Origin of the sequence: Arthrobacter sp. AZCC_0090 (assembly GCF_014207375.1) — a bacterium.
Lineage (GTDB): Bacteria > Actinomycetota > Actinomycetes > Actinomycetales > Micrococcaceae > Arthrobacter.
The window spans coordinates 216,140-236,451 of the sequence record NZ_JACHEE010000008.1 but is presented as its reverse complement, the minus strand read 5'-3'; the positions used below and the strand labels follow the sequence as shown (position 1 = coordinate 236,451).

18 protein-coding genes and 1 riboswitch are annotated in these 20,312 nt (G+C 64.1%); of the genes, 10 read left to right on the top strand and 8 right to left on the bottom strand.

The window, feature by feature from the left end; genetic code table 11:
• Positions 1-128 precede the first annotated feature (128 nt).
• Both HNP00_RS14565 and HNP00_RS14560 read right to left on the bottom strand, forming a co-directional pair.
• Positions 129-938 carry an SDR family NAD(P)-dependent oxidoreductase gene (locus tag HNP00_RS14565; protein ID WP_184740296.1) on the bottom strand — a complete coding sequence of 270 codons (810 nt, stop codon included), beginning with the start codon at positions 936-938 and terminating at the stop codon, positions 129-131.
• A 28-nt stretch (positions 939-966) separates the two neighbouring features.
• Positions 967-1,743: an SDR family NAD(P)-dependent oxidoreductase gene (locus HNP00_RS14560; RefSeq protein ID WP_184740294.1), complete on the bottom strand. Its 777-nt coding sequence runs from the start codon at positions 1,741-1,743 to the stop codon at positions 967-969.
• Positions 1,744-2,178: 435 nt separating this feature from the next.
• Between HNP00_RS14560 and HNP00_RS14555 the strand changes: the two genes are divergently transcribed.
• From HNP00_RS14555 to HNP00_RS14535, 5 genes are all read left to right on the top strand, one after another.
• On the top strand, positions 2,179-3,372 hold the full coding sequence (locus HNP00_RS14555) for an ABC transporter substrate-binding protein (RefSeq protein WP_184740292.1): 1,194 nt from the start codon (positions 2,179-2,181) through the stop codon (positions 3,370-3,372).
• Positions 3,373-3,453: 81 nt separating this feature from the next.
• Entirely contained in the window at positions 3,454-4,311 is an 858-nt protein-coding gene (locus tag HNP00_RS14550; protein WP_184740290.1) for a branched-chain amino acid ABC transporter permease, read from the top strand.
• The gene (locus tag HNP00_RS14545) at positions 4,298-6,085 is read left to right on the top strand and encodes an ABC transporter permease subunit (RefSeq protein ID WP_184740288.1); all 1,788 of its coding nucleotides are present in this window, start codon (positions 4,298-4,300) and stop codon (positions 6,083-6,085) included. Before HNP00_RS14550 ends, HNP00_RS14545 begins: the two co-directional genes overlap by 14 nt.
• On the top strand, positions 6,082-6,783 hold the full coding sequence (locus tag HNP00_RS14540) for an ABC transporter ATP-binding protein (RefSeq protein WP_184740287.1): 702 nt from the start codon (positions 6,082-6,084) through the stop codon (positions 6,781-6,783). Before HNP00_RS14545 ends, HNP00_RS14540 begins: the two co-directional genes overlap by 4 nt.
• Before the next feature lie 89 nt (positions 6,784-6,872).
• The gene (locus tag HNP00_RS14535; RefSeq protein WP_184740285.1) at positions 6,873-8,513 is read left to right on the top strand and encodes an amidohydrolase; all 1,641 of its coding nucleotides are present in this window, start codon (positions 6,873-6,875) and stop codon (positions 8,511-8,513) included.
• A 223-nt stretch (positions 8,514-8,736) separates the two neighbouring features.
• Here the strand turns inward: HNP00_RS14535 and HNP00_RS14530 are convergent, their stop codons facing one another.
• The 3 genes from HNP00_RS14530 to HNP00_RS14520 all read right to left on the bottom strand — a co-directional run bounded on the left by HNP00_RS14530 (position 8,737) and on the right by HNP00_RS14520 (position 12,662).
• Entirely contained in the window at positions 8,737-9,894 is a 1,158-nt protein-coding gene (locus HNP00_RS14530; protein WP_184740283.1) for a mannitol-1-phosphate 5-dehydrogenase, read from the bottom strand.
• Positions 9,894-11,873 carry a PTS mannitol transporter subunit IICBA gene (locus HNP00_RS14525; RefSeq protein WP_184740281.1) on the bottom strand — a complete coding sequence of 660 codons (1,980 nt, stop codon included), beginning with the start codon at positions 11,871-11,873 and terminating at the stop codon, positions 9,894-9,896. Before HNP00_RS14525 ends, HNP00_RS14530 begins: the two co-directional genes overlap by 1 nt.
• A 66-nt stretch (positions 11,874-11,939) precedes the next feature.
• Positions 11,940-12,662 (bottom strand): TetR/AcrR family transcriptional regulator, encoded by a 723-nt coding sequence (locus HNP00_RS14520; RefSeq protein ID WP_184740279.1) that lies wholly within the window; start codon positions 12,660-12,662, stop codon positions 11,940-11,942.
• A 116-nt stretch (positions 12,663-12,778) separates the two neighbouring features.
• On the opposite strand from HNP00_RS14520, the gene ptsP reads away from it, so the two are divergent.
• The 3 genes from ptsP (at position 12,779) to HNP00_RS14505 (ending at position 15,074) form a co-directional block, all read left to right on the top strand.
• Complete coding sequence (gene ptsP, locus HNP00_RS14515) at positions 12,779-14,467, top strand: phosphoenolpyruvate--protein phosphotransferase (RefSeq protein ID WP_184740277.1); 1,689 nt, start codon at positions 12,779-12,781, stop codon at positions 14,465-14,467.
• Between the two features lie 41 nt (positions 14,468-14,508).
• The gene (locus HNP00_RS14510) at positions 14,509-14,787 is read left to right on the top strand and encodes an HPr family phosphocarrier protein (protein WP_184740275.1); all 279 of its coding nucleotides are present in this window, start codon (positions 14,509-14,511) and stop codon (positions 14,785-14,787) included.
• A gap of 86 nt (positions 14,788-14,873) precedes the next feature.
• Positions 14,874-15,074 (top strand): hypothetical protein, encoded by a 201-nt coding sequence (locus HNP00_RS14505; protein ID WP_184740273.1) that lies wholly within the window; start codon positions 14,874-14,876, stop codon positions 15,072-15,074.
• Between the two features lie 168 nt (positions 15,075-15,242).
• Here the strand turns inward: HNP00_RS14505 and HNP00_RS14500 are convergent, their stop codons facing one another.
• Positions 15,243-16,508: an acyl-CoA dehydrogenase family protein gene (locus tag HNP00_RS14500; protein ID WP_184740271.1), complete on the bottom strand. Its 1,266-nt coding sequence runs from the start codon at positions 16,506-16,508 to the stop codon at positions 15,243-15,245.
• Positions 16,509-16,711: 203 nt separating this feature from the next.
• The gene (locus HNP00_RS14495; protein WP_184740269.1) at positions 16,712-17,461 is read right to left on the bottom strand and encodes a TetR/AcrR family transcriptional regulator; all 750 of its coding nucleotides are present in this window, start codon (positions 17,459-17,461) and stop codon (positions 16,712-16,714) included.
• A 60-nt stretch (positions 17,462-17,521) separates the two neighbouring features.
• Here HNP00_RS14495 and HNP00_RS14490 point away from each other — a divergent pair, with 60 nt between their 5' ends.
• Positions 17,522-17,926 (top strand): helix-turn-helix domain-containing protein, encoded by a 405-nt coding sequence (locus HNP00_RS14490; RefSeq protein ID WP_184740267.1) that lies wholly within the window; start codon positions 17,522-17,524, stop codon positions 17,924-17,926.
• Between the two features lie 27 nt (positions 17,927-17,953).
• Here the strand turns inward: HNP00_RS14490 and HNP00_RS14485 are convergent, their stop codons facing one another.
• Complete coding sequence (locus tag HNP00_RS14485; protein WP_184740265.1) at positions 17,954-18,421, bottom strand: SRPBCC family protein; 468 nt, start codon at positions 18,419-18,421, stop codon at positions 17,954-17,956.
• Positions 18,422-18,862: 441 nt separating this feature from the next.
• Positions 18,863-19,013, top strand: a riboswitch (cyclic di-AMP (ydaO/yuaA leader).
• A 2-nt stretch (positions 19,014-19,015) separates the two neighbouring features.
• Between HNP00_RS14485 and HNP00_RS14480 the strand changes: the two genes are divergently transcribed.
• Complete coding sequence (locus HNP00_RS14480) at positions 19,016-20,182, top strand: hypothetical protein (protein ID WP_184740263.1); 1,167 nt, start codon at positions 19,016-19,018, stop codon at positions 20,180-20,182.
• Positions 20,183-20,312: the final 130 nt, after the last annotated feature.

The following is a 20,312-nucleotide window of genomic DNA, read 5'->3' as shown; positions in this document are numbered from 1 at the left end:
CTCGGCTGGAAAACCCCCGCCCAAGCCCTCCAAGGAATTCTGGAAGAATCAGCAGCATAAGGACGTGTTGCAACGACCACTTGAATCCGCCTGGGAAAAGGGCACCAAAGGTGAGCGAGCGTCGGGGGCTACAGGACGCCGTCGAACGCTATGGTGGGCAGGTCCACGACATGGGCTCCGCCGTCGGCGACAATTGTTGCACCCGTGATGTACGACGAGTCCGGCGACACCAGAAAGTTCACCACGCCGGCCATTTCGGCAGGACCCGCAGCCCGGCGCAACGGCACATTGGCCGTGACAGTGCTGTAGCCCTCGTCCCTCCCTGCCAGACCGGCCGCTTTGGCGAACTGATCCATTTCGGCGTCGGCCATGGGAGTCCGAACCCACCCGGGACACAGCGCGTTCACCCGGATTCCGTGCACTCCGTAATCCCTGGCCAAGGACTTGGTCAGGCCGATGAGTGCGTGCTTTCCCACCGTGTAACCCGCTACATTGGGGCCGGCAAAAAGCCCCGCAAGCGAGGAAACGATCACCACCCGGCCGGCAGAGGTTCGAAGATGCGGTATCGCTTCCCGGACGGTCGTGAAGGCCGTTGTCAGGTTGGCGTTGAGGCTTGCCTGCCATGCGTCGTCGTCGGTATCGGCAACAGAGGCAAAGCCGTGCCCGCCAGCGTTGGCGATCACCATGTCCAGGCGGCCGAACTCGGCGACGACGGCGTCGACGGCGGCCCGGGCTTGGGCAGAATCGCTCATGTCCGCGACGACGGGCAACGCGCCGTGCTTTGCCGCCACGGCGTCAAGCGGTTCCCGCCGCCTTCCGACGACGGCGACCCTCGCACCCTCCTGGATGAGCCGGGCGGCGATCGCTTCGCCGATTCCTGTACCGCCGCCGGTCACCAATGCCGCTTGGCCCGCCAGGGTGTTGTTGTACGAGGTCATGCTGTTCCTCTTCGCTTTTGGGGGATTTTCAGGCCGGAAATGACGACTGCGCCAGGTACCCGTAGTCGGAAACGAGGCTTGTCCCGTTCACCGGCGCGGACACAGGTGAGGCCAGGTAAAGCACGTGATTGGCTACCTGTTCCGCGGTCTGGACGGGGTACTTCTGGGCCGCGAAGGTCTCCGAGGTGTGCCCCAGGTCGGCGCGTGCCATCGGGGTGTCCACGACGGATGGGCAGACACAATTCACACGTATCCCGTCAGGTTCCAACTCCACTGACAACGCTCGCGTCAATTGCAGGACGGCCCCTTTGGATGCATTGTAGGGAACCATTCCCGGGGCCGCGACGAAGCTGGAATCCGAGGCCAGGAGCACCATGGCACCGACGTTAGACAGCTTAAGAAATGGCGCGCATTGCTGAGCGAGCAGGAACTGCCCCGTCACGTTGACGCTCATGACACGCTCAAATTCGGCCACGCCCACTTCCTGCAGAGCTACCCCAACCGGCCCCGAAATGCCCGCGCATCCGACCGCGATATCAATCCCGCCAAAAGCATGCGCCACGGACTGCACGGCGAATTCCATGTGAGTCGGATCGGTGATGTCTGCGCGCACGAACATGCACGACGCTCCGGCCTCCAGTTCGCCGCCTGCCAGTTCGCGCTGAAGGGAACTGCCGGCGTCGTTGTCAACGTCGATCAAGGCGACACTGGCGCCTTCAGCGGCAAATGCGCGGGCGCATGCCCGGCCGATGCCCGAAGCCGCACCAGTGATGATCACGACCTTGCCCGCAAGCCCTAGCTCCATTGGTTCCTCCTGCCCGATTCCGTCACACCATCGTGGCAGTCGTGGCCGCACCGGCCTTGGCTTCAAGTGAAGGGAACTTGTCGGTGAACGCATCGAGCGGACGACGGCGGTAGCGGACGACGGCGGTGCCGGTCCCCCGAACGCTCGCTCACCTTTAGGGCCGCCGGGCGGAACGCTCGCTCACCTATAGGGCACAAAACCAGAACGCTCATTCACATGATGATCTGCAGGAGCGTCGCGGGAGGGACCGGACGAGAGGGCAGCTGTGCCGATTCCGCGCGGCAGCTGTGCCGATTTGGACAAGTGGCGTTCGCTCGCAGACAAGTCCCCTGCGCAGGGCCAATTTACGCTGGACCATACCGTCGCGCCGAAGTGATCTATCCCACAGCGCCGATGTTCACCTGCATTGCCGCTCCGAGAGAATTGAGAGCCTTCATGATTTCCAAGCTGACGAAAATCGGCGCCATCGCCGTGGCCGGCGCTCTGCTGATGACAGCCTGCGGCGAGGACACCAACAGCACCAAAGCGTCCGCGGCCGGAGCGAGCGGAGGCGACATCGTCGTAGGCTCCGTCAACGCACTGAGCGGCGGAGCGACGTTCCCCGAGGCATCGGCTGCGTCCAAAGCCGTCTTCGATGCCTTCAACGCTTCCGGCGGCATCAATGGCAAGAAGATCAACTACGTCATCACGGACGACAAGGGCGATCCCTCCACCGCCTCACAATCTGCCCGGGACGTCGTCGAGTCCAAGAAAGCCGTGGCCATGGTTGGCTCGGCCAGCCTGCTGGATTGCGATGTCAACGCCAAGTACTACCAGCAGAACAAGATCCTCTCCCTGCAAGGCACCGGCGTAGACCCCGCATGTTTCTCCAGCCCGGCGGTCTCCCCCGTCAATGTCGGCCCGTTCCTCGATACCGAAATGACCCTGACGTACGGCTCTGAAAAACTTGGACTCACGGACATCTGCGGATTCCTGGAAATTGCGGGCAGCACGGGCCCTGCGTACAAGGCGGCCATCGATAATTGGTCCAAGAAGACCGGCAAGAGCTTGAAATTCCTGGACGACAGCGTTCCCCTGGGCAGCCCCGATTTCACGCCGCAGGTCATCAAAGCGAAGAACTCCGGCTGCAAAGCCGTCTTCATCAACGCCATTGAGCCGGACGCGATCGGCCTGCTCAAAGCCGCCGAGGCCCAAGGACTGACGGATGTGACCTGGCTGTTCCTGACGTCCACCTACACCAGCGAATTCGCCAAGGCCGCGGGCAGCGCTGGCAAGGGCGTGTACGTTCCGGCAGAGTTCGCACCATTCACCGACCCGAAGGAAGCCGCCAACAAGGACTGGCGCGCCCTGATGGAAAAGAACAACATTCCGCTGACGTCCTTCGCCCAAGGTGGCTACCTGGCCGCAACATACTTCATCGAGGTCCTCAAAGGCATCAAGGGTGACATCACGCGCCAGTCCGTCACGGATGCGCTACTCGCGATGAAGCCGATCGACAACCCCATGGTCGGCACGCCGTATGTCTTCGGGCCCGGCGACAAGCACGGCTCCAACACGGCCGCGTGGCCGGTCCAGCTCAAGGACGGGGCCTGGGTCAAGGCCTCCGATACCTGGATGCTCCAGAACTAGTGGTCTCTGGCAGGTGCCGGTGATGGTCCGCCAAGGCCATCACCAGCACTCTGCCCCCATGTTTGAGAAAGAAGGGACACCATGCTCCAAGGCGCATTGGCCGGCCTTGCCGCCGGAGGACTCTACGCGGTGATCGCCGTGTGTTTGACCCTTATGGCGAGACTTGTGCGGGTCGTGAACTTTTCCCAAGTGGCCATCGGCATGTTTGCCGCCTACTTGGCAGTGATCTTCGCCGAGCAACACCTCCCCCAATGGGCAGCAACCGCAGCGGGCGTCTGCGTCGGCGCCGTCGTCTCCGGGCTGATCGGCTGGATCATCGCGCAGTGGCTTCCCGAAGCCGGTATCGGAGCCCGCTCGGCAGTTTCAGTCGCCTCCCTGCTGCTTCTGGTGTCCTTGTCCTTCATCCTCTTCGGCAGCAAGCCCAAGACGTTCAAATCCCTTCTTCCGGGGCCCGCATTCAGCGTGGGAAACGTTGTGGTGACCCAGGTTACGGTGGTCATGGTGGCGCTGGCCCTTGTAGTCGCCGTCGGATGCCATGTGCTGCTCACCAAAAGCAAGATCGGCACCAAACTGCGCGCCTTGTCAGAACGCCCGACGACGGCGGAACTTCTGGGCGTGCCGGCCAAGGGCCTGAGCATCGCCGTATGGGTAGGCACAGGCCTCATCAGCGCGGCCGCTGTGTCCATCGTGGCGCCGACCCAGACGAATGACCCCATTTCCCTGTCCTTCATCATTGTTCCGGCCTCGGCCGCGGCATTGCTCGGCGGCTTCCGCAGGCTTGATCTAGCCGTCGTGGGCGGATTGGCCTTGGGCATGCTGCAGGGCGCCTTGGCCCAGTTCGAGCAAATGTCCGTTCTCCGCTACTGGGTCCCGTTCCTGATCATTGTCGTTTTCCTGCTGTGGACACAGCGAAAGGAAGTCTGGGATGTTGCGCGCTAACTCCTTTCCGGCCCGGGGGCCGATGAAACCCCTTGCGATCGCCGTTGCCTGCGTGCTGGTCGGCTGGCTCCTCAGCGCGGTGCTGCCCTCCTACTTCGTCTTCCTCGGCACCACCGCGATCGTGGCCATGATCTCCCTTTTGGGCCTCGGCATTGTCACCGGGAGTGCCGGAATGATGGCGCTCTGCCAACTCAGCTTTGCCGCCGTGGGCGCCTGGGTGGTGTCCTGGCTTAACTCCGTGGATGCCCCGGGCGGCCTGATGGTGTGGCTCCCGCTAGGTGGGTTGGCAGCGGCAGCGGCGGGCGTCGTCGTCGGCCTTCCGGCACTCCGCCTCCGGGGCGTTAACCTGGCGGTTGTCACCCTCGGCTTTGCGGCTGCCGCAGACCTGACCCTGGGCAAGATCCAATTCCCTGGAACCCAGACGGGGATCCAAGTGGCTCGTCCGGATCTTTTTCCCGGCGACCGCAGGTACTTCCTCTTCGCCGTGATTGTCCTGGCACTGTGCAGCCTCTTGGTCCACTTTCTGCAGGCGAGCCGCTGGGGAAGCGGTTGGAAATTCGTTGCCTTCTCGGAGCGTGGAACCGCTTCGGCCGGGACCAGCGTGACCGTAACCAAGCTGACTGCATTCGGAGCGAGCGCGTTCTTGGCGGGAATCGGCGGCGGCCTGCTCTCGGGCCAAGTGGGGCTCGTTTACCCCAGCAGTTTCACCACCATCCAGTCCCTGGCCCTCTATGTCCTCGCCATCGTCTCCGGCTCCTACCTGATCGACATGGCAGTTCTCGGCGGAATCCTCTGGGTGCTCGTTCCGGAATTGCTCAAGCGCTTTGGGATCTCGCAGGACTGGGGATTTGTCATCTTCGGCGCCCTCGGCATTCAGTCCCTGACAACCGGTTCCAACCTCGGCGCCGACCTTCGCGCCATGTGGTGGCGCAGGACCCAGGGGCGCCGCAAGTCCATGGAAGTGACCAGCCCGACGGCGGCGGTCCCGACGGCGGTGACCAAACCGACGGCGGCGCGGCGTCCGGCGTCGTCGGCGTCCGTGTCGGGCTCGCCCGTGTCGGAAGCCGGCGCCCTGCTTTCGGTGCGCGGATTGTCAGTTACGTTCGGCCACGTGACGGCGCTCAGCGAGGTGGATCTGGACCTCGCCGAGGGCTCCGTCACAGGTCTGATGGGCCCCAACGGAGCGGGAAAATCGACGATGGTGGACGCCCTCGCCGGGTTCCTGCCGCAGCACCAGGGAACCATCCAGTTGGCCGGCCAGTCCCTCAACGGGCTCTCACCCATGGAGCGTGCCCGGTTGGGTATCCGCAGGACCTTCCAACAGGACCGCGTGCCGCCCACCCTCAGCGTCGGCGCCTATGTCCGCTTTATCGCACGCGGACAGGCGTCGGACAAGCGCGTCGAGGAACTCCTGGCGTTCTTCAACTGCCCGCCGCCGTCGACGCAACTGGCGAGGGTCGACGTCGGGACCCGCCGGCTGATCGAGGTCGCGGCCAATATGGCGGCGTCGCCCCGCCTCCTGCTGCTCGACGAGCCAGCCGCAGGTTTGTCCCACGAAGAACACGTTTCCTTCGCCGAACAGTTGGTACAGCTGCCCGCTCGTTTTGGCACCACGCTGTTGCTGATCGAACACGATCTGGACATGGTCCGCTCCGTGTGCAATGACTTGGTGGTCCTGAATTTCGGCGAGGTCATCGCATCCGGCCAGCGCGACGACGTACTCGCAAATCCGCAGGTCATGACTGCCTACATGGGCGAATTGGAGGTCTCATGAACGAGTTGATCCTCGACGACGTGAGCGTCAGCAGGGGCTCCGGTCCTGTGGTGTCCGGCGTGTCGTTGGTGGTGAAACCGGGGTCCCTGTTGACGCTAGTTGGTCCAAACGGTGCAGGGAAGACCAGCCTGCTGGAGTCGATTTCGGGCATCGTTTCCACGAGCAAAGGGGACATGTCCCTTGATGGTGTTCCGTTGGGCAAATTGTCCAGGATCAAGCGTTCGCGTTTGGGACTTGTCCATGTGGAGCAAGGCCGCACCGTCTTCCCCTCCCTGACCGTCCAAGAAAACCTGGAACTGACGGCCAAGTCTCCAGCCGGTGTTGATGAAGCCCTCGAGCTCTTCCCGGAGCTGCACAAACGAAGGGGTTCGGCCAGCGGCTTGCTTTCCGGTGGTGAGCAGCAGATGGTAGTTCTCGCCCGGGCCTTCGCTGCCCGGCCAAAGTACCTTCTGATCGACGAAATGTCCTTGGGACTCGCACCAGTGGTATTCCTGCGGCTCTTGCCCATCATCCGGCACATCGCGGATTCGGGCGTCGGCATCCTGATGGTGGAACAATTCGCACAGCTGGCATTGAAGATTGCGGACGAAGCCATCGTGGTGACCGGCGGACGCCTGACGTATGGCGGCCCGGCCGAACCGCTGATGGCCGACCCCGCCCTGCTGCACCGCGCTTACCTCGGAATAGCGGAAGTCTAGTTCCGCCCCCCTGCCAGGGCCCGACGTCGGCCCCCATCAACGCGACTGCCTGCCGGGCGTGCAGGCCTCACCGAGCAAAGGACAACAATATGACACTGCAGATCTTCGTCAACGCGGTCATCCGGACACAGGACCCGAAGCGCCCGTGGGCACGCTCCATGGCCGTTTCCGATGGCCGGGTTGTAGCGTTGGACGATGAAGCCGAGGCGCTTGTGGGTACCGGCACGGAAGCTGTGGACATGGACGGTGCCTTCCTTATGCCGGGCCTGATCGACGTCCACAACCACCATTCCCTGGCGGGGGCGGCTGATCTGTTCGAGTGCAACTTCCTTCCAACCGATGACGTGGACACCATTCTGGAGACGGTTGCCCGCTGGAGCGCGAGCCTCGAGCCCGGCGCCTGGGTCATTGGAGGCAGTTGGGGCAGCGGCCTGTTCGAGGAACTCTCCCGCTTGGACACGCTCGCCCGGCTCGACGAAGCCAGCGGAGGGCGGCCCGTGCTCCTCAAGGACGACAGCAAACACAACCGCTGGGTCAATTCCGCCGCCATGGCATTGGCCGGGATCGATGCGAGCACTAGAGATCCCGAAGGCGGCGAAATCCTCCGCGACCCCGCTACCGGGCTCCCCACTGGTGTCCTGATCGAGGCAGGCGGCGTGCTGGTTGAACGGGTCGTGGCAGCATCGCAGGGATACAGCCTGAAACAGATGGCACGTGCGTGCGCCCGGGGCATCGAGATCCTCCACTCCTACGGCGTCACAGCCTTCCAGGACGCAGCAACCTCGCTTCAAATAATGGAAGCGCTGCGGCACCTTGACCAATCCGATGCCCTGGCGGCATGGGTGGTCAGTTCCATGCAGGTCAATGACTTCATCTTCGGTACCACCCCGTTGGGCGAGGAACTGGTGTCCAGGGGTGAGGAATTCCGGACCGCCCACCATCGTCCCGACTTCATCAAGATCTTCCTCGACGGTGTGCCGCCGTCCCGCACTGCAGCTTTCCTGGAGCCCTACTTGCCGGACGAGCACCACGCCCATGACTTCGCCGGCCACACCACCATGCCTGCGGAAGATCTGGTGGGATGGCTCCGGCGGACCGCGAAGACGGGGATCTCGGCCAAGATCCACTGCACGGGCGACGCTTCGGTCCGCATGGTGCTCGACGCGGTCCAAACCATCCGAGGCGAGGGGTTCCACGAGGCGAAATACCAGATAGCCCACGGCCAGTTCGTCCATGAAGACGATCTCCCCCGCTTCGCAGCACTGGACGTCAGCGCGGACATTTCGCCGTCGCTCTGGTTCCCTGGCGTCATTTATGAGGCCATCAAAACGGTGCTCCCACTGGAACGGGCCACGAAGATGCAGCCCAACCGGGACCTTCTGGACAGCGGCGCGACCATCGGTGGCGGCTCGGACTGGCCTGTCAGTGTCTCCCCCAATGCTTGGGAGGCCATCCAAGGGCTCATCACCCGTGCCGACCCCACGGGACAATTTCCCGGAACCCTCTGGCCCGAACAAGCCATCACCCTCGAAGAAGCGCTGGCCTGCTACACGACGGCGCCCGCGAGAATGCTCGGACTGTCGGATCAGCTTGGCACCTTGGAACCGGGCAAAGCCGCAGACTTCATCCTGCTCGACCGGAACCCCTTCGAGGTGGAGCATTCGGCCCTCGCCAAGATCCAGACCCTTCAAACGTGGTTCGCCGGCAAGCGGGTCTTCCAACGCGCCTGACCCAGCGCCCACCCGCCAACGCTCGCTCACCTATAAGGCCCGAATGGCGAACCTTCCTTCACTTGATGTGAAGGAAGGTTCGCCATTCGGCCCCAAGATCTGCAGGAGGATCGCCCGGAAAGGCCCCAAAGGTGAGCGAGCGTTCGGGAAAGATGCCCAAGATCTGCAGGAGCGTCGCCCGGAGCAAGAGCCAGAGAGCCCGGAGAGCCCCTTCAGCCGCGGGTCAGGCCTCGGCTTTGCGGTCTTCGATCAGTTTTTGCACCTGCGGGAACAACGGGTGCGACGGCGGCAGCTCGGTAATGCGCTCAACCGCCTCGGCGGCGTCCATTTCGGCGAGCATCCGGGCGAGTTCCACGGCTTCGTCGTCTGCTCCGTCGTCGAAACGTAGGGCGGCTGATATGGCGTCGAGCAAGGCAACGGGAGTGACTCCGCGCTCGGCTAGTTCCGCGGCTGGGCCGATGAACCGTTCGTGCCTGCCCAATTTGCGCAGCGGAGCACGGCCTACCCGGTTCACTGTGTCCGGCAGGTACGGGTTGGTGAAGCGGGACAGGATCTTCTGCACGTAGGCTTCCTGCTCAGCCTCGACAAAGTCATGCTTGGCCAAGAGAAGCTGCTTGGTCTCCTCCAACACAGCTCGCACCCGGGCAGCAATGGAGGCATCGGCCATGGCATCGGAGATCTTCTCCAGTCCGGCGCCATAGCCGAAGTACGCTGCCGAGGCGTGTCCCGTGTTGACCGTGAATAGCTTGCGCTCGATGTACGGGCCCAGCTCGTCGACGAAGGTGGCTCCCGGGATCACCGGGGCCGCCCCAGAGAACGGGGTGCGGTCGATCACCCACTCGTAGAAGGTTTCCACTGTGACGTCCAAACCTTGGCCGGGCGCCTGGTTGGGAACGATCCTGTCCACGGCCGTGTTGGCAAACACCGCCGTGGAGGAAAGATCACCCGCGGCACCGTCCCAAGCGGCCTGCACTTCGGAGTGCAGGAGGTCCGTGGCGTTGATGGCGTTCTCGCAGGCCATGACCTGCAGTGGAGCCAACGACGGCGAAACACCGGACCGCGCGGCCAACCCCTTGGCAATGACCGGCGCCACGAACTTGAGGATGTGCGGCCCCACCGCCGTGGTGACGAGGTCCGCCGTCGCGATTTCCGCGACGACGGCAGCCTCTTCGGAGCCCGAATTCAGGGCCCGGAAACCGGACACGGTCTTGACCGCCGCATTTTCGCCGACCTCGTGGACCTCATAGGAGGACGCGGAGGCGAGCTGGCTGATCAGGGCGTCCGCGACATCGGCGAAGACCACCTCATATCCAGCCTCGTGCAGCAGCAAGCCGACGAATCCCCGTCCGATGTTCCCTGCCCCAAAATGGACTGCCTTCACTATGCGTTGACCTTTCCGAACAGATCCAGCACTTCGTCCACCGACGTGGCTTGCTCAAGCTGGGCCACTTGCGCCTTGTCCGTGAAGATCTTGGCGATGGAGGACAGGATGTGGAGGTGCTCATTGTTCTTGCCGGCCACGCCGACCACGAACTTGACCTGCTTGCCACCCCAGTCGATGCCCTCGGGGTAGCGGACAATCGACACACCAGAGTGCAGGATGTGGTCCTTGGCAGCGTTGGTGCCGTGCGGGATAGCCAGGAAACTGCCCATGTAAGTGGACACGGATTCCTCGCGCTCATGCATTGCGTGAATGTAGCCCATGTCCACGGAACCGCGATCCAGCAGGAGCTTGCCCGCCTCGTCAATGGCCGAGTCGCGGTCCGTCGCGGTGCCGTTGAGGATCACGCTTTCGGCGAGCAGGACATCCTTGCCCCCGACGGCGGTGGCCGCTTGAGCGGCAGGCTCGGCCGCCGTCGTCGAGCCTTTATCGCCGGGCTCAGCGTTGCTGCTTTTCACAAGTTCCACGATCTCGTCATACCGCGGGCTGTTCATGAAGTTGTCCACCGAGACGTGCACAGCCCCGGTCGTGAGCGGCTGGGCGCGTTCGGTGAGGTCCTGATGCGTGATGACGACGTCGTAGGTGTCGGTGAGGTTGGCAATGGCCGCGTTGGTGACTTTGACCCCCGGGAAGCCGGCCGCCTTGATCTTGTTCCGCAACACCGAGGCGCCCATGGCGCTCGAGCCCATGCCGGCGTCGCACGCGAACACGATGTTCTGGATGGGACGGGTCAGGAGCGCGGTACCGCCACCAGCACCGAGGAGCGCGGAGGAAACGGAACTCTTCTTGCCCTTGAGTTCTTCCATCTTGGAGGTGGCTGCGCTGAGGTCAACCTCGTCGCTGTGATGCGTGGTGCGGAGAATCAACGAGGAAACGAGAAACGATACCGTCGCTGCCAAGATGACCGACAAGATGACGCCCACATAGCTGTCGCGGGAGGTCTGGGCAATGACAGCGAAGATGGATCCCGGGGCTGCCGGAGCCACCAGGCCGGAGTTCGTGATCGCGAGCGTCGCAATGCCGGTCATGCCTCCGGCGATGGTTCCGAGGATCAGCATCGGGCGCATGAGGACGTACGGGAAGTAGATCTCATGGATCCCGCCGAGGAACTGGATGATCAAAGCGCCAGGTGCCGAGGCCTTCGCTGCCCCGCGTCCAAAGAAGATGTAGGCGAGGAGAAGTCCGGCCCCCGGGCCGGGGTTGGCTTCAAGTAGGAACAAGATCGACTTGCCTTGGTCGAGCGACTGCTGGATCCCCAACGGCGTCAACACACCGTGGTTGATCGCGTTGTTGAGGAAGAGGACCTTGGCAGGCTCGATGAAGATGCTGGTCAGCGGAAGGAGACCGTTGTGCACCAGGAACTGGACGAAATTGCCCGCTGCCTCGCTGAAGCGCGTAACCACCGGAGAAATACCGAAGAAGCCAAGCATGGCAAGCAGGGCGCCCCAGATACCGGCCGAGAAGTTGTTCACCAGCATCTCGAAGCCGGGCCGAATCTTGCCCTCCCAGATGGAGTCGATCTTCTGCATCGTCCAGCCACCGAGGGGGCCCATGATCATGGCACCGATGAACATCGGAATGCCGGCACCAACGATCACGCCCATGGTTCCGATGGCACCCACGACTCCACCGCGCGCCCCGTACACGTTCCGACCGCCTGTGTAGGCAATCAGGAGCGGCAGCAGGTAGGTGATCATGGGGCCAACGAGGCCCACGTTGGGCGCACCCGCGGCGTCGTTGCCGAAGCCGCCGAGTACGGGGACGGGCAGCCAGCCGGTCTTGATGAACAGGGCAGTAATAAGGCCCCATGCAATGAAGGCCCCGATGTTGGGCATGATCATGCCGGAAAGGAAAGTTCCGAACTTTTGGACACCAACGCGCAGGCTGGTGCGCGGCTTCGCAACGGTCTCTGTTGCCATGTGAATTCCTAACGTGAGTCCCGCATCAGTGCGGGATCAGTCGATATCTATCGAAGGAGGACAGCTTTAGGAGCTGCTGGAGATTCGGTGAAGCCATTCAAGGAAAAGCTTCAGCTCCGAACTGGATAGCTGGTCTGAATGCGAGGCTTGGAGGGCCGCATTCAGCGCGATTGCCGCAACAACAACCGACGACTTGCCGGAGTCGTCTGCTGCGGCGCCACGGGCAGTTTCCGTGGACACGGCGAAAATCATGGAATCCCGGGTCATGGTGGAGAGCTCGAGGTTCCGGTCTTCCAATGGCTCTGCAATGAGCATGAGCGTGACACCAACATTGGCTGCCAGAATGCTCCTCGCTGCCTCGCGCGGGGGTACGTTGATCTGGCCGGCAATGGCCGCCTTGCTCAGCATTTCCTCCAGGAGCGACTCGGCATCAGCCACGATGGCCGGCCTGCTTTCCGGACGGATGTTGCCGAACATCACCAGGTAAAGGTGCGGTTGGGTAAGCCCGAACCGGACGTGGTTGTCCCACATCCGCCGGACGTCCTCCAGGGGTTCCCCAGAGGGTGCGAAGTCCCGCTCTCCCGCCACGTACTCCTCGAAGCCGGCTGCAACGACGGCGTCGAACAGCCCCTCCTTGTCGCCGAAGTGGTGGTAGAGCGTGGGCGCCGTGACGCCTGCGAGTTTGGTGATTTGGCGCGTTGAGACCGGTGACCCGTCCGAATTCGCCAGCAACTCGGCAGCTGCACGGAGCAGCCGAGTTTTGGGCGGAAGCTGGTCATCGAAACTCATAGCCGCTACCCTAGCACCTATAGCAACGCTATATGAAGTGAGTCACAGAAGATTTTTTCGGATCCCGAGGCGCCGCAGCCGGTGGGTCCGATCCGAGAGCAGGACAGAGGATTTCAGTGCAGAATTTCCAAGGAGTAGGCGTCAGCCCGGGCCGCGTCATTGGCACTATCCGTCAGATGCCCAAACCAGTCAGCGAACCGCCGTCGGGCGAGCAGCTAGCCGCTTCCACCACGGCGGAAGAAGCCGTCGCGGGCCTGAAAGCGGCGGCCCAATCGGTCCACGACGAGCTCAAAGCCCGTGCGGACAAGGCCAGCGGAGACGGTAAAGCCGTGCTGGAAGCCACCGCTCTCATGGCCAAGGACACCATGCTCCTGAAGTCGGCCACCAAGCTCATCAACAACAACGGCAGCTCCGCCGAACGCGCCATTTGGGAGGCTGGCGCCTCCGTCTCCGAAATGCTCCACAACCTGGGCGGATACATGGCCGAGCGCGCAACCGACGTCCTGGATGTCCGCGCGAGGATCGTCGCCGAACTTCGAGGGGTCCCCGCCCCGGGGATCCCGGCGTCGGACACTCCCTTCATCTTGGTGGCCGAAGACCTGGCCCCCGCCGACACCGCAACGCTGGACCCCGCCGTTGTGACCGCGCTGGTCACTTCGGGCGGCGGACCGCAGTCCCACACGGCGATCATCGCTCGCTCCCTCGGCTTGCCCGCCGTCGTCGCCGCCCGCGGAGTAGACGAAATCCCGGACGGCGCCGAAGTCTTCGTGGACGGCGCGGCCGGTTCCCTTTCCCTCGAACCCTCCGAAGAGCAGCGCGCCGCCGCCCTCGCATGGGTCGAAAACGCCGCCACACTGGCTGTCTTCGACGGAAACGGCACGACGGCGGACGGCCACCTGGTGCCCCTTCTCGCCAACGTGGGCGGGGCCAAGGACGCAGCCGCGGCCGCCGCCCTGGGCGCGCAAGGCGTGGGCCTTTTCCGCACCGAATTCTGCTTCCTGGAACGCGACACCGAACCGACCGTGGTGGAACAAGCTGCCGCGTACAGGGGCGTGTTCGACGCTTTCCCAGGCAAGAAAGTGGTGCTCAGGACCCTCGACGCCGGCGCGGACAAGCCCCTGCCCTTCCTCACGGACGCAACAGAACCCAATCCGGCCCTCGGCGTGCGCGGCTACCGCACCGATTTCACCACGCCCGGGGTTTTGGAACGCCAGCTCGAGGCCATCGCCATCGCGGCCGGCGAATCAGAAGCCGACGTGTGGGTCATGGCGCCCATGATCTCGACTGCGGCAGAGGCTGCCCATTTCGCGTCGATGTGCGATGCCGCGGGGATCAAGACTCCTGGAGTGATGGTCGAGGTACCGTCCGCGGCACTGACCTCGGCGTCGGTCCTGCGGCACGTGGGCTTCGCCTCGCTGGGCACCAACGACCTCACGCAATACGCCATGGCCGCCGACCGGCAACTTGGCCCCCTCGCCGAGCTCAACACCCCCTGGCAGCCTGCCGTTCTGCGCCTTGTTCAGCTGACCGTCGCTGGCTCTGCGGAGGAAGGCAACAACAAACCCGTTGGCGTGTGCGGTGAGGCAGCCGCGGACCCGGCCCTCGCCGTCGTGCTCGTTGGCCTGGGCGTGTCCACCCTGTCCATGACTGCACGCTCTTTGGCCGCAGTCGGAACCGTGCTCAAAACGGTCACGTTGGAACAGGCTCAGGAGCTGGCCCGCTTGGCGCTCAGCGCTCCCGATGCCCTGGACGCCAAGGCCTGGGTCCGTGCCAAACTGCCGATCCTTGAGGAACTCGGGCTCTAAGCCCGGCCGCACCAACCCCAACCCGAACACAAGGAGTACCCATGCCCGAACGCACCGCCACCATCGCCAGCCGCTCCGGACTGCATGCCCGCCCGGCGGCTCTCTTCGCCGAAGCAGCGGGAGAATCTCCCGTTGAAGTGACCATCGCCATGCGGGGCGAGCCTGCCGAGGACGCGCTCGACGCCGCCAGCATCCTATCGCTCATGACGCTCGGCGCCGCGAAGGGCGACGTCGTCGTGCTTCGGGCAGAGGGCGACGGCGCCGACGCTGCACTGGACTCCCTGGTGACGCTGCTGGAAACGGACCTCGACGCGGAGTAGGCACCACCGGACGCTCCCTCACATATAGCCGCCTCCAACCCAACCCTCCTGCAGAAATACGCACCGCGCGCCGAAATGGACCGGAAATGCGCAAGCCGAATGCCGCCGTCGCGTTCTATGTACTCAGTATTGTGCTGCTCCCGGTCTCACTACTCGGCTATTTGATCTGGGTGGGGAAGCTTCTGGCCGCGAGGCCTTCTGGTGTGTCGACCGGCGCAGGCACCGCTCTCCGCAAGACCCAGAAGAAACGCGCGTGGGGAGGATTCGCGGTCGCCGTGGTGGAGTGACGGGCGAAAGAACCGGCGCTTGCAGTTCAGATCTGCAGGAGCGTTCCGCCGATTGGGCTCACATCAGAGCGAGCGTCCGGGATTTCGGCCGCATAGGTGAGCGAGCGTCTCAGGGCGGAGGCGGGCGTCTCAGGGGGCGCGGCAGGGGCGGGCGGGACGACGCGCCGCTCACGCGAAGGCGGACATGCCCGTAATGGAGCGTCCGATAATCAACGCCTGGACAGTTTCCGTGCCCTCATACGTGTGGATGCCTTCGATATCGGCGAAGTGCCGTGCCACGCGGTTGGCCAACAAGATTCCGTTGCCACCCAGCAGGTCGCGCGCGTTCGAAGCGATGCTGCGGGCGGTACGGGTGCAGGTGAACTTCGCGAGCGCCGCCTGCGAGGGGGTCAGCACGCCTTCTTCGTCCAGCTTGGTCATCTGCATGACCATGAGCTGCATGGTGGCGAGCTCCGAGTGCATGCGCGCAAGACGCTCCTGCACAATCTGGGAAGCGGCTAGCGGGCGACCGAACTGCCGGCGCTGGGCTGCGTACTGTACAGCGGTTTCATAGCAGGCCGTTGCATGCCCGACGGCGGACCACGCCACTCCCAGCCGGGTCGCCAAAAGGACGCGCGCTGTGTCCTTGAAACTCCGGGCACCCGGGAGCACGTTTTCCACCGGGACGAAGACGTTCTCCAAGCGGATGTGTGCCTGCCAGATGGCACGGAGCGACAGCTTGCCTTCGATAGTTGTGGCGAAGTAGCCAGGAGAATCTTGCGGGACAAGGTATCCATGCACCTGCCCGTCGTCGCCTCGGGCCCAGACCACCGTCAGGCCGCCGATCGAGCCGTTGCCGATCCACTTCTTTTCGCCATTGAGGACATATCCGCCCTCGACGGCCGTCGCAGTCGTCTCGAGTCCCACCGAATCGGAGCCATGGGCCGGCTCGGTCAAGGCGAAGGCGCCGTATTCCTCGGCCCGGGAAAGCGCAGGAAGCCAGCGGGCCTGCTGCTCCGGGGAACCGCACTCGGCAACGGACCGCAGCGCCAAACCACCCTGGACCGCAACCACCGTGCCGATGGAGCCGTCCCCGCGGCTCAGTTCCATGGTGACCAGCCCGGCGGCGGTTTTACTCATGGCCGGGAACCCATCGATGTTGATTCCGTCGCGCAGCAGGTCAAGTTCACCCAAGCGCTTCACCAGGTGCAGCGGATACTCCGCGCGCTCCCAGTATCCCGCGATGATCGGGAGCACTTCGTCCTGGACGAAGGTCCGCGCTCGGTCCCAGTAGGCGCGGTCTTCGCCGCTGATGTCCTTGAAAACGGAGGCCGGGTCGGGGTCCAGCGATTCGTTCAGGACGTACTCGGGTTCCATGGTGCCATCTGGGAAAACGGTGCCGTCCGGAAAAACGGCATTCAGCTCTGCGGACGTGTCGTCGGACGTCGTCGTCATGGGTGAATCCTCGCTCTGGGTTGCATTCTGCGACTCCCAGCATGCGCTGACACCGAGTTTCATGTCAAGGAACTCAGTACCATCGAGAGTTTTTGCTGGATCATCCCGACCCATCCACGGGCAGGCCGCGAAAACACGCGGCCGTTCTGATGGGGAACCCGAATGATCCAGCAGAATCTACGCCCGGTCCGAGGAAAACCGAGCTAGGCCAGGGCGTCGCGGACGGCCTGAAGAATCTGTTCCGTACCCGCAGCCTGATCCAGGACGGCAACCACGACGGCGGGACGGCCACTCTCCGGACGAGCCTGCCCACCCGCCTCGCCGGCCGGAACCCGGGCCGGTCCCCCGGCGAAAGTGTCAGCCAGAACACCCAGCTCCCGCGCGAGTCGGCCGGCCAGCTCTTGGGCCTCAGTTTCCGGCGCCTCGTCCTCTGCCTGCTCGCCACCGGCGGCCGCCCGCAGCCATTGGCGCAGGGCGCTGTTGTGCACCGCGATGACGGACGCAGCAAACGCCACGGCAGTGAGTTCCCGGTTCTCGCCTTCGGGCAAGGCCGCTTGCAGATAACTTCGAAAGGCCCGCTGATAGCGATGTGTCATGACCAGTTCACGATCACGAAGGGCGGGCACCTGGCGCAGGAGCTCGTAGCGGGCCAGCGAGGTTTCCCGGTGGCCTACATGGTGGTCAAAGACCAAGAGCGCCGCTTCCACAACAGAACGCAACGGAGCCGCCGTCGTGCGCAAAAGCAACTCTTGGACGCGCGCCAGAATCCGGTCGTGATCAGCGAAAACGACGTCCTCTTTGGAACCGAACTTGCGGAAGAACGTGCTGCGGCTGACGCCCGCGGCGTCGGCGAGATCGTCCACGGAGGTTGCGTCGTAGCCTTGCCGCACCAGCAGTTCGATTGCGGCCGCCACAGCGGGGCTCGGATCCGGATTGGCGGGGTAGTTGACCATAGGCGTGAATCTAACACGGCGGCGTAACCGCGCAGCCTCGAGCGCAGCTAGGCTTCTGCCATGGCATTGATAGCTCCCCGCATGACGTCTGGCCTGCCCGCAGACGACGCCCGGAACCTTGCAGCCTCACTCCAGGACAGCAACGACATTACCGTTTTCGTCGACGGTACCGTCCACCGGCTGCCGAATCAGGCGAGGGACGCCGTCGTCGATCTCCTCGGCCGGCTGAGCCGCGGCGAAGCGGTGACCGTCAGCAGCGTGGAGGAAATGCTCACGACGTCGCGGGCTGCCGAACTCGCGGGGATCTCGCACACCTACCTGCGCAACATGACCGATCGTGGCGAAATACCTGTCGAATACCGTGGCACGCACCGCCGGATCCGGCTCGCAGACATCATGGCGTGGCTGGAGACGCAGAAGCGCAAGCAAGCGGCAACGGCCGCCGGAGATGACGCCGTCAGCTAAAGGTGCGGATCGGGAAGCAACGCCGCGTCAGCTTTCGACTTCGCCGCCAGTGATGGTTCCGCGCCAGGCTCCTGTTTCGACTTCCCTGCCTTCAATGAATTCTTTGAAGTGCTGCAGGTCCTTCTTCACTTGGCGGTCGTCGAAGTGCGTCGATGCCCCTAGACGCTCGAGCGCAGTCTCTGGCTCCCAGGTCATGGTGACCGTAACCCGGGTTTCGGTGGCGCTCAGGGGCCTGAATGAGACGGTTCCGGTGTTGTGGGGACTGTCCGTACTTTCCCAACTGATCGTGTCATCGGGGACTTGGGCCGTGATCCGGGCGTCGAACTCGCGGTGCACCCCTACGATGTCGGTGGTGAAATGCACGGTGGTTTCGTCGACTTGCCGGACGGATTCCACCCCATCCATGAAGCGAGGAAATTCTTCGAACTGTGTCCACTGGTTGTAGGTCTGGCTTAGCGGCACATTTACGTCGACCGATTCCAGCACGGTGGCCATGACTGTTCACTCCTTCAGCTACCGGTCCGGCCCTGAACGGTTCGAGGGCCATGGGGCCTCAACTCCACGCTAGGACGAACCGAGGATAGGAACAAGAGTGGCTACAGGGGTGGCAAAGACGGACGGAACCCACCCGGGGGCCCGCTTCCGCCAAGCCTCGGCACGAGCGGAGAAGACTAGAATCGGCTTATCAGCCCACCGTATGCGAAGGACGAACTGGGCGCCCTGGCACACGCCGGGACCGCAGCGCTTACAACGAGGTGGTTCAAAATGGTTAGTTCAGGCAACCAGGGACAGTACCCCGAAAGCGTTATCTGACAGGGGCGCTTGGCAGGCTCCCTCGTTATCTAAATGTGACTTTGCTGGCCGGCTGATGTACCGTCGAGGGGCGACCCATTCCCCAACTGGGCCGCTTCCGGGTTGACGCCGAGCTCTGCCGCAACCCGGATTCCGCTAGACCCGCGGCAGAGACGGGGGACCCAGAGTCTCCGGGCCTATTTCTCCACAGGCCCTTGGGGTGAAGCCGCCACGTGCGGCCGGACGGCCTCGTCCGAACCCGACAGCTAACCTCGAAGGCGTTGAGAGGCAATCACCATGTCCCCAACCATGGATCAGCCTCGCCGTGCCCAAGTGGCGGGCGAGCGCACCAAACCAACCGGACGCCGTCGGGCCCAAGACAGCGCAACGTTCATCCCTGCGCAGGCTCCAGAACCTTTGAGTTCGACGGCGGAACCCACCACCGCGAAAACCCCGACGACGGCGGAACCCACCACGCGAGCGGCCGCCCGCGCGGCCGAGCGGGAGCGGGCCGCACAAGCCAGCTCCGCCCCGGAACCCGCCACCGCAGCGATTCCGACAGTGGCACCAACGCCGGCGGAACCCGCCACCGCAGCCATCCCGACAGTGGCACCAACGCCGGCGGAACCCGCCACCGCCGAACCCACAGCCCCCGAGGCCCCAGAGGCCGCACCGAACCAGAAGACTCAGGCCGCCGAAACTCGGAAGGCAGCCACGACCGCCCAGCGCGCGGTTCCTCGTGCCGGCTTCGGTCAGATGTCCTTCGCCGGTTCGTCGTTCAGCCGGGAACCTCATGCCGTCCTGAAGAAGGCTGCGACCATCCGGACGATGAGCAACCGGATGGCCGTGGTGGCCGGAGCCCTCGGCATCTTGTTGACGGCGGGTTCCCTGGGCCAGGCCCTTGAGTTGCCCTTCTTCGGCCAGGAATCCCAAGCCCAGGACGCAGACAGCCAAAGCTCCGTGCAGCCTGAGGTCCCTTCCACCGCGGGGAGCGTCTCCCCCGACGCAACAGCTTCACCGTCGGCAACCGCCACGGCTGCCAAGGCCGGTCAAACCGCGACCGACCCGGCGCAGGGGCCGCAAGCGCCCGCCGCCGTCGCGCCGTCGAGTGCTGGAGCACCATCGGTCTCCGTTCAGGTCCCCTCCGTCATCCCATCAGGGCTGCCCCCAAGCCTTGCCCCGGTGCCGGCCGTTCCGACGCAGGGCCCGGCGCAGCCTGCTCCGGCTCCCAGCCCGGCTCCGCCGGTCACGGTCACTCCAACACCGACGCCGACGCCGACGCCTACTGACCCATCCTCGCCGACGCCCACTCCCACCGATCCGCCCTCCCACACGCCACCTGGGCAATCGAAGCCGAAACCGCCGGCAAAGCCCAGCAGCGCACCGACGCCTTCGTCGCAGCCAACTCAGCCGGGCTTCGACTTGGGAGCGATTTTGGACGCTGCAAGCGGGATCCTGCAGTGAGGATGGGACAGCATCGAACATCATCCGTCGAGTGGCACGGGCGGTGCTGCCAGAGCACCCGGACGCAGATGACTGAGCGCCGCCCCGACCGCTGGCGTTGCAGCCTTCAGCTCAGGCCGTTCAAGCGGTA

What these genes read in the sequence shown, in the direction of transcription:
- HNP00_RS14565 (WP_184740296.1), bottom strand. Translation starts at nt 938, where the DNA reads ATGACCTCGTACAACAACACCCTGGCGGGCCAAGCGGCATTGGTGACC.
- HNP00_RS14560 (WP_184740294.1), bottom strand. Translation starts at nt 1,743, where the DNA reads ATGGAGCTAGGGCTTGCGGGCAAGGTCGTGATCATCACTGGTGCGGCT.
- HNP00_RS14555 (WP_184740292.1), top strand. Translation starts at nt 2,179, where the DNA reads ATGATTTCCAAGCTGACGAAAATCGGCGCCATCGCCGTGGCCGGCGCT.
- HNP00_RS14550 (WP_184740290.1), top strand. Translation starts at nt 3,454, where the DNA reads ATGCTCCAAGGCGCATTGGCCGGCCTTGCCGCCGGAGGACTCTACGCG.
- HNP00_RS14545 (WP_184740288.1), top strand. Translation starts at nt 4,298, where the DNA reads ATGTTGCGCGCTAACTCCTTTCCGGCCCGGGGGCCGATGAAACCCCTT.
- HNP00_RS14540 (WP_184740287.1), top strand. Translation starts at nt 6,082, where the DNA reads ATGAACGAGTTGATCCTCGACGACGTGAGCGTCAGCAGGGGCTCCGGT.
- HNP00_RS14535 (WP_184740285.1), top strand. Translation starts at nt 6,873, where the DNA reads ATGACACTGCAGATCTTCGTCAACGCGGTCATCCGGACACAGGACCCG.
- HNP00_RS14525 (WP_184740281.1), bottom strand. Translation starts at nt 11,873, where the DNA reads ATGGCAACAGAGACCGTTGCGAAGCCGCGCACCAGCCTGCGCGTTGGT.
- HNP00_RS14520 (WP_184740279.1), bottom strand. Translation starts at nt 12,662, where the DNA reads ATGAGTTTCGATGACCAGCTTCCGCCCAAAACTCGGCTGCTCCGTGCA.
- HNP00_RS14510 (WP_184740275.1), top strand. Translation starts at nt 14,509, where the DNA reads ATGCCCGAACGCACCGCCACCATCGCCAGCCGCTCCGGACTGCATGCC.
- HNP00_RS14505 (WP_184740273.1), top strand. Translation starts at nt 14,874, where the DNA reads ATGCGCAAGCCGAATGCCGCCGTCGCGTTCTATGTACTCAGTATTGTG.
- HNP00_RS14500 (WP_184740271.1), bottom strand. Translation starts at nt 16,508, where the DNA reads ATGACGACGACGTCCGACGACACGTCCGCAGAGCTGAATGCCGTTTTT.
- HNP00_RS14495 (WP_184740269.1), bottom strand. Translation starts at nt 17,461, where the DNA reads ATGGTCAACTACCCCGCCAATCCGGATCCGAGCCCCGCTGTGGCGGCC.
- HNP00_RS14490 (WP_184740267.1), top strand. Translation starts at nt 17,522, where the DNA reads ATGGCATTGATAGCTCCCCGCATGACGTCTGGCCTGCCCGCAGACGAC.
- HNP00_RS14485 (WP_184740265.1), bottom strand. Translation starts at nt 18,421, where the DNA reads ATGGCCACCGTGCTGGAATCGGTCGACGTAAATGTGCCGCTAAGCCAG.
- HNP00_RS14480 (WP_184740263.1), top strand. Translation starts at nt 19,016, where the DNA reads ATGTCCCCAACCATGGATCAGCCTCGCCGTGCCCAAGTGGCGGGCGAG.